Below are 14827 nucleotides of genomic sequence, written 5' to 3'. Positions count from 1 at the left end.
AGGAAGGTGCATCAGTTGAATACTATTATTGCATTCATTCTAATGTTTGGCCTGCTTGTGTTCGTTCATGAGTTTGGACATTTTATTTTCGCCAAACGGGCAGGAATGCTTGTTAGGGAATTCGCCATAGGGTTCGGTCCTAAAATTTTTTCAAATAAAAAGAACGAAACCCTCTATACCATCCGGCTGCTGCCGATCGGTGGTTATGTCCGTGTAGCAGGCGAAGACCCGGAAATCATAGAATTGAAGCCGGGTCAGCATATAGGATTAGAGTTCAATCCTGGGGGAACGGTAAGCAAAATCATTGTAAACAACAAGTCCAAGCACCCGGATGCCAGAGTGATTGAAGTAGAGCATGCGGACTTGGATCATCGGCTTATCATCGAAGGTTATGAAATCGACGAAGAGGAAAAACTGTCTTTTTCAATTGATCCAAAAGCTGGTTTCGTGATGGATGAGGTGGAAACACAAATCGCGCCATATGACAGACAATTTGCTTCAAAGACGAAATTGCAGCGGGCGATGCAGCTATTTGCCGGTCCGATGATGAATTTTCTGCTTGCTGCCGTCATTTTTTTCTTGCTGGGAATGTTGAACGGTGTGCCTGCCGATCGGGCTATTATCGGCAATGTCGTATCCGACAGTCCGGCTGAGGAAGCAGGCTTTCAAAATGGAGACGAGGTCATCCGCATCGGGGATACGTCTATATCTACCTGGGAAGAGTTCACAGAAATCGTTCGGGCTCACCCGGAAGAAGAACTGGACATGACGGTGGAAAGAGACAATGAGCAAGTAGATGTCCAGGTAGTACCGAAGAGCAATGTGGCTCAGGACCAAGAAATTGGCCAGATCGGGGTCCAGGCTGCTACGGAAAAATCAGTATTAAAGGCAATTCCATACAGTATCAATCAGACATACGAGTGGATAAAACTGATTCTTGTAAATCTAAGTATGCTTGTTACCGGACAGTTTTCTCTCGACATGCTGTCTGGTCCGGTAGGCATCTATGATGCCACCGATCAAGTAGTCCAAACAGGGATGCTCAATTTGCTGATGTGGACATCGGCTTTAAGCATCAACCTTGGGATCATTAATCTTTTGCCCTTGCCTGCTCTTGACGGAGGTAGGCTGCTGTTTGTCGGAATCGAGGCGGTCAGAGGTAAACCGATAGATCCGCAAAAAGAAGGCGTTGTCCACTTTATCGGTTTTGCATTGTTAATGCTGCTCATGATAGTGGTAACTTGGAATGATATTCAGCGGTTGTTCTTGTGATAGCACGATTTGACTATCTTTCGAAAAGCGTGCTTTTCCGTAGTCTTCTACGGCGATTTGTTTATTGAACGAATCCACCATTTTTTGAAAGCCAGCCTTTCCGTAAAGGCTGGTCTTTCGGAGTTGGTTAGGTTTTTATTATGACGGAAGAAAATTGAGGTGACATACATATGAGACAAAGTAACATGCTGATTCCGACACTTAAAGAAGTCCCCGCTGATGCGGAAATCAAAAGCCATCAATTGTTGGTCCGCGGAGGGTTCATACGTCAAATAGCTTCAGGGGTGTACAGCTTTTTGCCAATGGGCCAACGAGTGCTTCGCAAGGTAGAAACAATCATAAGACAAGAAATGGATAACATCGGTGCCAATGAAATGATCATGCCTTCGATGCAGCCCGCTGAACTTTGGAAAGAAACAGGAAGATGGAATAATTTTGGCCCGGAGTTAATGCGGTTGAATGATCGTCACGACCGGGAATTCGCTTTGGGCGCGACACATGAAGAAGTCATAACAAGTCTCATCAGGGATGAGGTGAAGAGTTATAAACGACTCCCGTTAACCGTTTATCAAATCCAAACGAAATTCAGAGATGAAAAACGTCCCCGATTCGGATTGATGAGAGGCAGAGAATTTGTCATGAAGGATGCCTATTCGTTTCATGATTCCTTCGATAGCCTTGACCAGGTATATGACAAGATGTACCGAGCGTACGAGAATATATTCCGTCGGTGCGGGTTGAATTTCCGGGCTGTAATCGCTGATTCAGGAGCAATGGGTGGCAAAGACACACATGAATTCATGGTATTGTCAGAAGTGGGCGAGGATACAATCGCCTATTCAGACACCTCCGAATATGCTGCCAACATCGAAATGACTCCTGTCATCACGCCACACCAAACGGCACAGGATGAATTAAAAGATTTGCAGGAAGTAGCAACTCCAGGTAAAAAAACGATGCAGGAAGTAGCCGACTTTCTAGAACATCCGCTTGATAAAGGACTTAAGGCATTGATGTTCAAAGTCGACGGAAATTTGGTATTGGTTGTTACCAGGGGTGATCATGAAGTAAATGACATTAAGTTAAAGAACCTATACAAAGCTGAGACAGTCGAACTTGCGACAGAAGAAGAAACAAAAGCTGCTCTTGGTGCCGGGTTTGGATCATTGGGACCGGTCGGGGTGCCGGACGATGTGGATGTTGTCGCCGACCAGGCGGTAAAAAGTGCCGTCAATGTTACCTGTGGGGCAAATAAAGATGGATATCACTATCTCAATGTCAATCCGGACCGCGACTTTAAAGTTGACACCTATGCCGACCTTCGTTTTATTCAACAAGGCGATCCTTCCCCTGATGGCAAGGGAACCATCCAATTCGCTCGCGGAATCGAGGTGGGACACGTTTTTAAACTGGGAAGTATCTATGCCGAACGAATGGGCGCTACGGTGTTGGATGAACAGGGGAAAGCCAAAACGATGAATATGGGCTGCTATGGTATTGGCGTATCTCGCACAGTTGCTGCCATAGTAGAACAGTATCATGATGATAGAGGCATTACCTGGCCGGCCCATTTAGCTCCATTCCAAGTGCATCTGCTGGCTTTGAATATGAAAAAAACGGAGCAAAAGCTATTGGCCGAAAAAATATACGATTCCTTGAAGACGGCCGGAGTTGAAGTGCTCTTTGATGATCGTGCGGAAAGGGCGGGCGTCAAATTTGCCGATAGTGATTTAATTGGTGTTCCCCTCAGAATAACTGTAGGTAAGCGTGCTGGAGAAGGATATGTAGAACTTAAACAACGGGCTACAGGAGAACAAACAGAAATTCATGAGTCGGAATTGTCGGGACAATTGAATAACTTGGTCTGATTGGCAATCAAAACCCTTGTCTGTTTTCTAATGACAAGGGTTTTCTAAAGTAGTAAAATTGTAAAATAAGAGCTTTTTCAGCCTGCATGCAGGTCGGAGAAGACGGGCCATGCTGCTGAATCAAATTAGATGGTCGCAAATGGGGAGGAAGAAAAATGGACATATCAGGTAAAGAAAAGCTTGGTTTACTGTTGAAGCAAATCGATATGCCCGACGAGTTAATCCAACAGCATTTTCAGGATGGTTATCTAGCTAAATTGGAAGTCCATACAAAGCAAAAGCAATGGCATTTTCATATAAATGTACCACGAATTTTACCACCTTCTGTCTATCAGTTGTTCACCGCAAAATTGCAGGAAGCTTTTTCTCAAATTGCAGCGATCAAATGGACGATTTATGCAGAAAACAAAGCTTTGTCAGATACTGATGTTTGTACTTACTGGAAACATTTTGTTCATTCACTTACAGATTTATCCCCGGCTTACCGGGACCTGGTTCATGAACAAGTGCCAAAAGTGAACGGTAATAAGATTATGTTAACTTCGCGGAATGAAGCAGAAGCCAACGCCCTTCGAAAAAGATTGGAGCCCGGCTTCCAAGGATACTGTCAAACAATCGGAGCAATGAATTATTTTTTGACGGTCGAAGTCGGAGACGAACAGGAGAACATACAAAAATTCAGAGAACAAAAAGCAAAGGAAGATCAGCAGCTTGTTCAGAAGGCTGTGAAGGACAAGCAGGAAAGAGAGAAGCAAAAAGCCGAAGGTGCCTTTGAAGGACCGCTGACCATCGGTTACAGAATCCAGGATGAAATCGTTCCGATGGAAAATATCGTGGAAGAAGAGCGGAAAATGGCAGTGCAGGGGTATGTGTTCAGTTCTGAAGTCAGAGAACTTCGGTCAGGTAGACATTTGTTGATCGCAAAGGTAACGGATTATACGGACTCCTTCCAGTTAAAGATGTTTTCCAAAGGGGATCAGGACGCTGAGAAATTTGCCAAATTAAAACAGGGTATGTGGATAAAAGCACGAGGAAGCATTCAAACAGATAATTTCACCAATGAATTGACGATGATGGTCCAAGATATCAACGAAGTGAAAGCAGAAAAGAGAAACGACAATGCCCCTGAAGGGGAAAAACGAGTAGAATTACATGCTCATACTGCGATGAGTCAAATGGATGCTGTTGTTTCGGCTGGCAGGCTGGTACAGCAAGCCGCAGAGTGGAAGCATCCCGCGGTTGCGATTACAGACCATGCTGTCGTCCAGTCCTATCCGGAAGCCTATGCGGCGGGGCAAAAACATGGAGTGAAGGTCATATATGGATTGGAAGCAAATATTGTCGATGACGGTGTGCCGATTGCATATAATGAAGCGGACTTAAATTTGGAGGACGCTGTTTATGTCGTATTTGACGTAGAGACAACCGGTTTATCAGCAGTTTATGATACGATCATCGAACTGGCGGCCGTTAAGGTGCAAGGCGGGGAAATCATTGATCGTTTTGAAGCCTTTGCCAATCCGCACCACCCTTTGTCACAGACGACAATTGATTTGACTGGCATTACCGATGATATGGTAAAAGACGCACCGGATGTCGGAGAGGTATTGAAGAATTTTCATGAATGGATGGGTGATGGAGTGTTGGTTGCCCACAATGCGAGCTTCGATATGGGATTTTTGAATGAAGGACTTAAGAAAATCGGTTTTGAAAAAGCAGAAAACCCGGTGATCGATACGTTAGAGCTTGCCCGTTTTCTGTATCCGTCCTTGAAAAACCATCGATTGAATACGTTATGTAAAATGCTTGATATCGAGCTGACTCAACACCATCGCGCGATATATGACGCCGAGGCAACAGGGTATATGCTTTGGAAACTGATAAAACAAGCATTCCAAAAAAATATCGTCAACCACAATCAATTCAATCAGCATATGGGAGAAGGAAACGCCTATCAGAGATCAAGACCATTTCATGCCACATTGCTGGCAATGAACCCGGAGGGCTTGAAAAACATTTATAAACTGGTATCCGTGTCTCATGTCGATTATTTTTACAGAGTACCGCGTATTCCCCGCTCTCAATTACAAAAGCTGAGAGAAGGTATACTGGTTGGCTCCGGGTGTGATAAAGGGGAAGTATTTGAAACGATGATGCAAAAATCCAAGGAAGAAGCAGAAAAAGCTGCTGATTTCTATGATTTCATTGAAATACAGCCGCCTTCAAATTACTACCATTTGATTGAAAAAGAGTTGGTCGGAAATGAAGCGCAATTATATGACATCTTGAAAAATTTAGTCGAGTTGGCAGACGGTATGGGGAAGAAGGCCGTTGCTACAGGCAATACGCATTACATTGACCCGCATGAAAAACTGTACAGACAAATCCTGATTTCAAGCCAGAACGGTAACCCATTGAGCCGTCAGACATTGCCGGATGTCCATTTCCGGACAACGGAGGAAATGATCGATTGTTTTTCCTTCCTGGGCGAAGGGAAAGCAAAGGAAGTCGTTGTCGACAACAGCCAGTATATAAATGATCTAATTGAAGAAGTCTCTCCCGTCAAAGAAGACTTGTACACACCGAACATCGATGGTGCAGAAGAAGAAATCAGGGAAATGAGCTATAGCATGGCGAAAAGCATCTATGGCGAAGAGCTTCCGGAAATAGTGGTCAACCGGATTGAAAAAGAATTAGAAAGTATTATCGGACATGGTTTTGCGGTTATTTATTTGATCTCGCACAAACTGGTGAAAAAATCACTGGACGATGGTTATCTCGTCGGCTCCAGGGGATCTGTGGGATCTTCGTTGATTGCAACACTGACTGAAATTACGGAGGTCAATCCGTTGCCACCGCATTATGTCTGTCCTTCATGTAAACATAATGAATTTTTCAATGATGGATCGGTCGGCAGCGGCTTCGACCTGCCGGATAAAGATTGCCCAAAATGCGGGCAACCTTTCAAGAAGGATGGTCAGGATATACCGTTTGAAACGTTCCTGGGCTTTAAGGGCGACAAAGTCCCCGATATCGATTTGAACTTTTCTGGCGAATATCAGCCACAGGCACATAACTATACGAAAGTTTTGTTCGGAGAGGACAATGTCTATCGTGCAGGTACGATCGGCACGGTCGCCGAAAAGACTGCCTATGGTTATGTAAAAGGGTATGCAGGCGACCATCAGTTACAATACAAAAATGCCGAAATCGATCGTCTCGTCCAGGGGTGTACAGGCGTGAAGCGTACTACTGGGCAGCACCCTGGGGGTATCATCGTCGTTCCTGATGATAAAGAAATTTATGATTTCACCCCTATTCAATACCCGGCTGACGATCGGAACTCGGAATGGAAAACCACGCATTTTGATTTTCATTCCATCCATGATAATTTGCTGAAATTGGATATACTCGGACACGATGATCCGACTGTCATCCGTATGCTTCAGGATTTGAGCGGTATCGATCCGAAAACAATACCGACAGACGATCCGGAAGTGATGAAAATTTTCTCAGGACCGGAATCACTCGGCGTAACTGCAGAAGAAATAAATTGCAAAACTGGAACACTCGGTGTGCCGGAATTCGGTACAAAGTTTGTGCGTCAAATGTTGGAGGATACGAACCCCAAAACTTTTGCAGAATTAGTGATTATTTCCGGATTGTCTCATGGTACCGATGTTTGGCTTGGAAACGCACAGCAATTGATCAACGACGGCATATGTCAACTGCCTGACGTAATCGGATGCCGCGATGACATCATGGTATATTTGATGCATAAGGGCTTGGATGCATCGCTTGCATTTAAAATCATGGAGTTCGTCAGGAAAGGAAAAGGACTGCAGGATGAATGGATAGAGGAAATGAAAAAACACAATGTGCCTGATTGGTATATTGAATCTTGTAAAAAAATCAAGTATATGTTCCCGAAAGCCCATGCTGCAGCATATGTGCTTATGGCCGTGCGCATTGCTTATTTCAAGGTCCATTACCCGATCTTCTTTTATTCAGCTTACTTCACCGTCAGAGCCGGCGACTTTGAACTGGAAACGATGATCAAAGGGGCGGACGCCATCAGAAAAAGGATCCAGGAAATCGCGGCGAAAGGAAACGATGCTTCTCCGAAAGAAAAGAGTTTGCTGACAGTATTGGAAATTGCTTTGGAAATGAATGCCAGAGGTTTCACTTTCCAAAAAGTCGATTTGTATAAATCAAGTGCCACAGATTTTCTTGTCGATGGAAACTCTTTGATCCCGCCGTTCAATGCTGTGGATGGCCTTGGCACCAACGCAGCGTTGAATATAGTCAAAGCCCGGGAAGAGGGAGAGTTTTTGTCGAAGGAAGATTTGCGTGAGCGAAGCAGGATTTCAAAAACCGTTTTAGAGTATCTGGATAATCACGGTTGTCTGGAAGGTATGGCAGACGCCAATCAACTATCTCTGTTTTAACCACACGGCTCTAAAAAGCCACTATCTTGCATTAAATTGTTAGATATGGTATATTTTCTATGGTAAGCATTGATACGTAAGCAGAAAGAGTGGGTGAAGCCCACTCTTTCTTCATACCATTTTCTTTTTCTGCAATGGAACTTTTGTTGATTGAACAGAAAGCGGGCACAAACGGATGGATTTCTGTTTCGTGTTGAAGCTGCCGGTGTTGCTTATCACATTGCTTGAGGCCTCTGTTTCTCACTTTTTGTTAACACAGTAATAGGTTGGAAGCTGATGAGTTCCCTTGTCAATTATCTAAATGGCAAGGGTTTTGTAATGAAGAAGCAGGAAGCGGGAAAGGTTCTCCGTTCAAAATGAAACAGCAGCTAATTGAGTATACTATTTTTACATGACAGGATAGTATAGGTGGTAAAAGGAGGGTGCCAATTGAGTGCAAAAGTAACCGAAACAACAGAAAAACTTGTCCAACCCATCTTGCAAGAAATGAATTTAGAATTAGTGGACATTGAATTTGAAAAAGAAGGTAAAAATTGGTTCCTGCGTGTCTTCGTGGATAAAGAAGGCGGGGTAGATATCGAAGAATGCGGCCAGGTTTCCGAGCAGCTCAGTGAAAAATTGGATGCCGAAGACCCGGTGAGCACGCCTTATTTTTTGGAGGTTTCGTCTCCCGGAGCCGAAAGGCCACTGAAGAAGCCAGAAGATTTCCGGGCGAATATCGACAACACTATTTACGTGAAACTGTATGAACCGATAAATGGTGAAAAAGAGTATGAAGGTGTTCTGAAAGCTTTCCAAGATGAAACCATTACATTAGAAGTGAAAGTAAAGACCCGTAAACAAGAGATACAATTACCGTACGATAAAGTTGCAAAGGCGCGCTTGGCGGTATCATTTAACTAAAGGGGGAAAAAACGGTGAGCAGCGAGCTTTTTGATGCAATTGATTATTTGGAGAAAGAGAAAGGGATTGATAAAGATATCCTCATGGAAGCCCTCGAGGCCGCTCTTATCTCCGCTTATAAGAAAAACTTTAAATCAGCCACAAATGTCCGGGTTGATTTAAATGAAGAAACGGGAAGCATGCATGTTTATGCCCGTAAGGATATTGTCGAAGAAGTGGAAGATCCATTGCAGCAGGTATCCATTGAAGAAGCAAAACAGAAAGACCCTAACTATGAAATCGGGGATGTAATCGAGCAAGAGGTGACTCCGAAGGATTTTGGAAGAATCGCCGCTCAAGCAGCGAAGCAGGTAGTCACCCAAAGAGTCCGGGAAGCAGAAAGAGGCGTTATTTTTAGTGAGTATGCAGACCGGGAAGAAGATGTTATGACGGGCATCATCCAACGAAAAGATCCTCGTTTTATTTATGTAAATCTCGGCAAAATCGAGGCGAGACTCCCCGAGAGTGAGCAAATGCCTACGGAACGGTATGAGGTTCACGACCGTCTTAAAGTGTTGGTTACAAAAGTCGAAAATACGAACAAAGGACCGCAGATATACGTTTCCCGTACCCATCCGGGATTATTGAAGCGGTTGTTTGAAATGGAAGTTCCGGAAATTTATGATGGAACCGTGGAAATTCGATCTGTAGCCAGGGAAGCCGGGGACCGTTCCAAAATCTCCGTCCACGCCGAAGACCCGGAAGTGGATCCGGTCGGCTCATGCGTAGGCCAGCGCGGCCAACGGGTACAGACAATTGTCAATGAATTGAAGGGCGAAAAAATTGACATTGTAGAGTGGTCCGAGGACCCGATTGTATATGTTTCCAATGCACTCAGCCCTTCAAAGGTGATCGAAGTGCTTGTCAATGAAGAAGAGAAGGCCACTACTGTAATTGTTCCTGATTATCAGTTATCGCTCGCTATTGGCAAAAGGGGACAGAATGCAAGGCTTGCTGCAAAACTGACCGGATGGAAGATAGACATAAAGAGCGAGAGTGAAGCTCGGGAAGAAGGCTTGTTGGAAGAATCGGAAGAAGGTTCTTCCGATGTTGATGAAGCTTATTCAGATATCGATGATAACTTGTTTGAATAAGGAGGGGGAAAAGGATGGCAGCAACCAGAAAAGTTCCTCTTAGAAAGTGTGTAGTAACACAGGAAATGAAACCAAAGAAAGAATTAATCCGCATCGTCCGCAATAAAGAAGGCGAAGTATTTGTGGACGAAACCGGAAAAAAGAACGGGCGTGGAGCCTATTTGACCAGAAGTATCGATGTCGTGGAGACAGCGAAAAAAAGCGGTATATTGAACCGTCATTTGAATGCGGAAGTCGATTCGTCGGTTTATGAACAACTAAAAACAGTTATAGAAGGTAAGAAAATTGAGTAAAGATTATCTGAATTTGTTGGGCCTTGCTTTTCGAGCGGGGAAACTCACATTGGGAGAAGAGGCCATTATACGTGACATTCAGAAGCGGAAGGCGAAACTTGTTCTTTTAGCAAGTGATACGGGAGCGCAGACAAGAAAAAAGATTACCGATAAATGTACGTATTATCAAATCCCTTTTTTTTTAGTAGACGACCGCGATACCATCTCACAAGCTATTGGGAAGTCAGGAAGAGTTGCTGTTGCAATTCTCGACTCGGGATTCGCCGCTAAAATGACATCGTTGCTCGATGAATCTATTCGGGGGTGAACGTATGAGTAAAACAAGAGTTTACGAATATGCGAAAAAACACAATCTATCCAGTAAAGTGGTCATAGATAAATTAAAAGAGTTGAATGTGGAAGTGTCGAATCATATGTCGACCATTTCAGAAGACACAATCAAATCGCTGGATAAAGCAATCAGCGGCAATAAACAGGCTGACAAAAAGCAAGAACAAGCAAAACCAGTCAGTGGAGATAGTTCCTCCAATAAAACAAATGCCAATCAAAATAATAAAAACAGAAACAACCGTACGCAACAAAATGGAAAGAATCCAAACAACAAAAACAATAAGAACAACAAAAACAAAAAAAGAAACAACCAACATTCCGGCCAAAACAAACAGCAATCGAAAGGCAAAAAACAGGAAACACCTGATAAAATCACGTACACCGATTCGCTGACCGTTAGTGAACTGGCTGATAAGTTAAATAAAGACGCTTCTGAACTCATCAAAAAATTGATGTTTTTGGGAACCATGGCAACAAAAAATCAAGATTTGGACCAGGACTCAATCGAATTGATTTGTGATGAATACGGAGTGACAGCCGAACAAGTTGTCGAAGTCGATGAAACGGATCTGGAAAACTTCAAACCAGAAGAAAAAGAAGAAGACCTCGTGGAACGTCCAGCTGTTGTGACGATTATGGGCCACGTGGACCATGGTAAAACAACGTTACTCGACTCGATACGCGACACGAAAGTGACCGAAGGCGAAGCAGGAGGCATCACGCAGCATATCGGTGCATATCAAGTAGAAGAAAATGGCAAGAAAGTAACATTTTTGGATACACCAGGCCATGCCGCTTTTACCAGCATGCGTTCACGCGGCGCACAGGTAACGGATATCGCCATACTCGTTGTCGCAGCAGATGACGGAGTCATGCCGCAGACAGTGGAAGCGATCAACCATGCCAAAGCAGCTGAAGTACCAATCATTGTTGCTGTCAATAAAATGGATAAAGAGGGAGCCAATCCTGATCGTGTCATGCAGGAACTGACGGAACATGAATTGATTCCGGAAGACTGGGGCGGCGACACTATATTCGTTCAACTTTCTGCTATTAAAAGAGAAGGAATCGACGATCTGCTTGAAATGATTTTGCTTGTTTCCGAAGTGGAAGAACTGAAAGCAAATCCTAACAGCTATGCCAGTGGAACAGTAATCGAAGCACAGCTGGATAAAGGACGAGGTTCTGTAGCGACCTTGCTGGTGCAAAATGGAACCTTGCGTGTCGGAGACCCGATTGTTGTCGGTAACACATATGGAAGAGTTCGGGCAATGGTCAATGATCTTGGACGCAGGGTGAAAACAGCTGAGCCATCAGCTCCTGTGGAAATCACCGGTTTGAACGAAGTGCCGCAGGCAGGTGACCAGTTTGTTGTCTTTGCTGACGAAAAGAAAGCCCGTCAAGTCGGTGAAGCACGTCAGCAAAAACAAATCGAAGAAAAGCGCAGTGATAAAGCGAAAGTTAGCCTTGATGATTTGTTTGAACAAATCAAACAAGGGGAAGTCAAGGATATAAACCTTGTACTGAAGGCAGATGTACAAGGTTCTGTTGAGGCATTGGCATCTTCACTGAAAAAAATAGATGTGGAAGGCGTAAAAGTAAATATCATCCATACAGGTGTAGGTGCGATTGCAGAGTCGGATATTATCCTTGCTTCTGCATCCAATGCAATTGTGATCGGATTCAACGTTCGTCCGGATAACAATGCCAAAAAAGCTGCTGAGACAGAAAATGTGGACGTTCGCCTGCACCGCATCATCTACAAGGTGATTGAAGAAATAGAATCTGCCATGAAAGGAATGCTTGATCCGGAATTTGAGGAAAAAGTTATCGGGCAAGCGGAAGTGCGGGAGATTTTCAAGGTTTCCAGAATCGGTACGATTGCCGGAAGCTATGTCACCGATGGGAAATTGACCAGAGATGCAGGGGTCCGTGTGATCCGTGACGGAATCGTCATTTATGAAGGGGAAATCGATACACTCAAGCGATTTAAGGATGATGTGAAAGAAGTCGCCCAAAACTATGAGTGCGGTATTACGGTGAAAAACTTCAATGACATAAAAGAAGGCGATATATTCGAAGCATATGTCATGGAGGAAATCGAGCGTGTATGATCTTATACGCGGAAGTAAATTGTTTTATCTATGAACCCCATTCGCTAAAACAAAAGCGTTCTGTGGTTAAAAGCCTAATAACAAGGTTGAAAAATGATTATAATATTGCTGTAAGCGAGATTGATCACCAGGATTTATGGCAAAGAACAGCCCTTGGCCTGGTGACCGTCTCTGCTGACAAAATCCAGGCGGAAAAGGTGATTAATCAGGCGTTGAAACTCATTGATTCTTTTCCCGAATTGGAGCGAACCACTACCAACTTTGAGTGGCTTTGAAATTACTTTCCCTCCACATAATAGAGGTGATAGAAAATGAATGAAATACGCGCAAACCGTGTAGGGGAACAAATGAAGAAAGAACTTGGAGATATAATCGGAAGAAAAATCAAAGATCCTCGGGTCGGTTTTGTCACAGTGACTGATGTGGAAGTTTCCGGTGATTTGCAACAGGCTAAAGTGTTTATTTCCGTGCTTGGCGACGAAAAGCAACGGCATGATACGCTTGTCGGACTGGCCAAAGCAAAAGGGTTTATCCGTTCGGAAATCGGCAAGAGGATTCGTTTACGTAAAACACCCGAATTATACTTTGAATTTGATGATGCAATTGAAAAAGGAAACAGAATTGAGCATATACTTCGCCGATTAAATGATTCAGAAGAATAAATCGCTTTTTTCTGATGGTAAAACCCTTGTCATCCAACAAGGGTTTTATCTTTGTGCAAGCCACTGCGAGAAAGTGGCGGGAAAGAAAGGCACGGCGTATCAGAAGTTGTCGCTTTCTCCATCTTGAGATACTCGGAGATGAAGATGGAGCGAATTCGACTGCAGGCAGGTATAGAATCGATTCTGATGAAATTATCTAGAGGCGGAGGAAAGGGCTATGGATGGAATTCTTCCTTTATGGAAACCGAAGGGATGGACTTCACATGATTGTGTAGCAAAACTAAGGCGGCTATATGGTACAAAGAAGGTGGGCCACACCGGCACGCTTGACCCTGAAGTGGAAGGGGTTCTCCCCATTTGCATCGGTCAGGCGACCAAGCTGGTCCCGTATTTGACTGATACCAAAAAAACTTATATCGCCGAAGTAACATTGGGTGCCTCTACAGAAACAGAGGACAGTTTTGGAGCACCTGTTGAACAGGTTGCAGTACAGGAAGATTTTTCCGCTGCACGCGTCCAACAGGTTTTGGAAGGTTTTATCGGAGATATTGTTCAAATACCCCCAATGTATTCAGCAGTGAAAGTCAAGGGGAAAAGGCTTTACGAGTATGCAAGAGAAGGTCTTACGGTGAACCGGCCAGAGCGAACTGTGCATGTTGAGCGGATCCAGCTCCTATCAGATATTCTGAAGGAAGGGGATTGTATCCGTTTTTGTTTCCTTGTGGAGTGCGGGAAAGGCACATATGTGCGGACACTATGCGTGAATATCGGTGAAAAACTCGGATATCCGGCGCATATGTCTGGATTGGTAAGGACAAAAACAGGGGCCTTTGATAAAAACAGGAGTTATACAATAGAGGAAGTTGAACGGGCAAAAGAAAGAAATGAGCACTTGGATTTGCTTCTTCCTTTATCAGAAGGAGTAGCTCATTTAGAAAAGATTGAAGCTGATGCAGACATGGCGGCCAGAGTGTTTCACGGTCAAAAACTGAAAATGCCGGAAAAATTGCATGGGACGAAACAGTTCCGGATACAGCAAGACGAAAAACTGCTGGCTATTTATCAACCACATCCTTCGGAAGCTGGCATGACGAAACCAGCCAAGGTTTTTCACTATGAGCAGGACTGAATTTGATAAAAAACAGCAAAACCGTTTGAATAAATCTTCGTTGAGTGGGTTTTAAGTTCTGCAGATTCGCTTTGTGTTTCTGCAAGATTGAATTAGCACTCATCCTAAAGGATAGCAGGAAGAGGCGTGAAAGGCATTGAATGTTTATTATCTACACCCCTTTGTCTTTGAAAAGGCTAGCTTTTAAAAAAATGCGCATATCCTGAAGAGATTTTGTATAATTACTTGCAATTTATCAATAAAAGCGTTAATCTAAAATACGGAAACCATCCCTTGGCAACGCGTAACTCCGACGCTTGCTGGGAGATTGGGGTTTTACAATTCATAGGAGGTGAAAAGGATGGCAATCACACAAGAACGCAAAAACGAAATCATCAATGATTTCAAAACACACGATAACGACACTGGTTCTCCAGAAGTTCAAATCGCTGTCCTAACGGAAGAAATCACAAATTTAAATGAGCATTTGCGTGTTCATAAAAAGGACCACCATTCACGTCGTGGTTTATTAAAAATGGTAGGTAAACGCCGTAACTTGTTGAACTACCTTCGCGCTAAAGATGTTACACGTTATCGCGAATTAATACAAAGACTTGGCCTCCGTCGCTAAGTTTTTCAGGGGAAAGCGGGAGTATTCCCGCTTTTTCTGTACTTATAAACCATTACATAAAGCAG

Annotated in this window: 12 protein-coding genes; all 12 read left to right on the top strand. The window is 43.8% G+C overall.

Annotated elements, in window-relative coordinates; translation table 11 throughout:
* Positions 1–15 precede the first annotated feature (15 nt).
* The 12 genes from rseP (at position 16) to rpsO (ending at position 14762) form a co-directional block, all read left to right on the top strand.
* The gene (rseP, locus tag ABVF09_RS00130; protein ID WP_026570331.1) at positions 16–1272 is read left to right on the top strand and encodes an RIP metalloprotease RseP; all 1257 of its coding nucleotides are present in this window, start codon (positions 16–18) and stop codon (positions 1270–1272) included.
* 170 nt (positions 1273–1442) lie between these two features.
* On the top strand, positions 1443–3140 hold the full coding sequence (locus tag ABVF09_RS00125; protein ID WP_371068394.1) for a proline--tRNA ligase: 1698 nt from the start codon (positions 1443–1445) through the stop codon (positions 3138–3140).
* Positions 3141–3295: 155 nt separating this feature from the next.
* Positions 3296–7588 (top strand): PolC-type DNA polymerase III, encoded by a 4293-nt coding sequence (locus ABVF09_RS00120; RefSeq protein ID WP_371068393.1) that lies wholly within the window; start codon positions 3296–3298, stop codon positions 7586–7588.
* Positions 7589–8017: 429 nt separating this feature from the next.
* On the top strand, positions 8018–8491 hold the full coding sequence (gene rimP, locus ABVF09_RS00115; RefSeq protein WP_026570328.1) for a ribosome maturation factor RimP: 474 nt from the start codon (positions 8018–8020) through the stop codon (positions 8489–8491).
* 14 nt (positions 8492–8505) lie between these two features.
* The gene (nusA, locus tag ABVF09_RS00110; protein ID WP_026771346.1) at positions 8506–9624 is read left to right on the top strand and encodes a transcription termination factor NusA; all 1119 of its coding nucleotides are present in this window, start codon (positions 8506–8508) and stop codon (positions 9622–9624) included.
* Positions 9625–9638: 14 nt separating this feature from the next.
* Positions 9639–9917: an RNase P modulator RnpM gene (gene rnpM / locus ABVF09_RS00105; RefSeq protein ID WP_026570326.1), complete on the top strand. Its 279-nt coding sequence runs from the start codon at positions 9639–9641 to the stop codon at positions 9915–9917.
* Positions 9910–10224, top strand: coding sequence for a YlxQ family RNA-binding protein (locus ABVF09_RS00100; RefSeq protein WP_026570325.1), 315 nt, complete (start codon positions 9910–9912; stop codon positions 10222–10224). Before rnpM ends, ABVF09_RS00100 begins: the two co-directional genes overlap by 8 nt.
* A gap of 4 nt (positions 10225–10228) precedes the next feature.
* On the top strand, positions 10229–12361 hold the full coding sequence (gene infB / locus ABVF09_RS00095) for a translation initiation factor IF-2 (protein WP_026771345.1): 2133 nt from the start codon (positions 10229–10231) through the stop codon (positions 12359–12361).
* Positions 12358–12636 (top strand): DUF503 domain-containing protein, encoded by a 279-nt coding sequence (locus ABVF09_RS00090; RefSeq protein WP_026570324.1) that lies wholly within the window; start codon positions 12358–12360, stop codon positions 12634–12636. Before infB ends, ABVF09_RS00090 begins: the two co-directional genes overlap by 4 nt.
* A gap of 36 nt (positions 12637–12672) precedes the next feature.
* The gene (rbfA, locus tag ABVF09_RS00085; protein ID WP_371068392.1) at positions 12673–13023 is read left to right on the top strand and encodes a 30S ribosome-binding factor RbfA; all 351 of its coding nucleotides are present in this window, start codon (positions 12673–12675) and stop codon (positions 13021–13023) included.
* Positions 13024–13240: 217 nt separating this feature from the next.
* Positions 13241–14152, top strand: a complete 912-nt coding sequence (truB, locus tag ABVF09_RS00080) for a tRNA pseudouridine(55) synthase TruB (RefSeq protein ID WP_371068391.1) — start codon at positions 13241–13243, stop codon at positions 14150–14152.
* 340 nt (positions 14153–14492) lie between these two features.
* Entirely contained in the window at positions 14493–14762 is a 270-nt protein-coding gene (rpsO, locus tag ABVF09_RS00075) for a 30S ribosomal protein S15 (RefSeq protein WP_026570321.1), read from the top strand.
* Positions 14763–14827: the final 65 nt, after the last annotated feature.

Source organism: Sediminibacillus sp. JSM 1682029, from assembly GCF_041366435.1.
Lineage (GTDB): Bacteria > Bacillota > Bacilli > Bacillales > Amphibacillaceae > Sediminibacillus > Sediminibacillus terrae.
Note: the sequence above shows the minus strand (reverse complement) of the source record. Positions and strands in the feature narration are given on the sequence as shown.

Excerpts from the sequence above, each read along its gene's own strand:
- rnpM (WP_026570326.1), top strand. The coding sequence starts at position 9,639 with ATGGCAGCAACCAGAAAAGTTCCTCTTAGAAAGTGTGTAGTAACACAG.
- ABVF09_RS00090 (WP_026570324.1), top strand. The coding sequence starts at position 12,358 with ATGATCTTATACGCGGAAGTAAATTGTTTTATCTATGAACCCCATTCG.
- truB (WP_371068391.1), top strand. The coding sequence starts at position 13,241 with ATGGATGGAATTCTTCCTTTATGGAAACCGAAGGGATGGACTTCACAT.
- rbfA (WP_371068392.1), top strand. The coding sequence starts at position 12,673 with ATGAATGAAATACGCGCAAACCGTGTAGGGGAACAAATGAAGAAAGAA.
- ABVF09_RS00120 (WP_371068393.1), top strand. The coding sequence starts at position 3,296 with ATGGACATATCAGGTAAAGAAAAGCTTGGTTTACTGTTGAAGCAAATC.
- infB (WP_026771345.1), top strand. The coding sequence starts at position 10,229 with ATGAGTAAAACAAGAGTTTACGAATATGCGAAAAAACACAATCTATCC.
- rpsO (WP_026570321.1), top strand. The coding sequence starts at position 14,493 with ATGGCAATCACACAAGAACGCAAAAACGAAATCATCAATGATTTCAAA.
- ABVF09_RS00125 (WP_371068394.1), top strand. The coding sequence starts at position 1,443 with ATGAGACAAAGTAACATGCTGATTCCGACACTTAAAGAAGTCCCCGCT.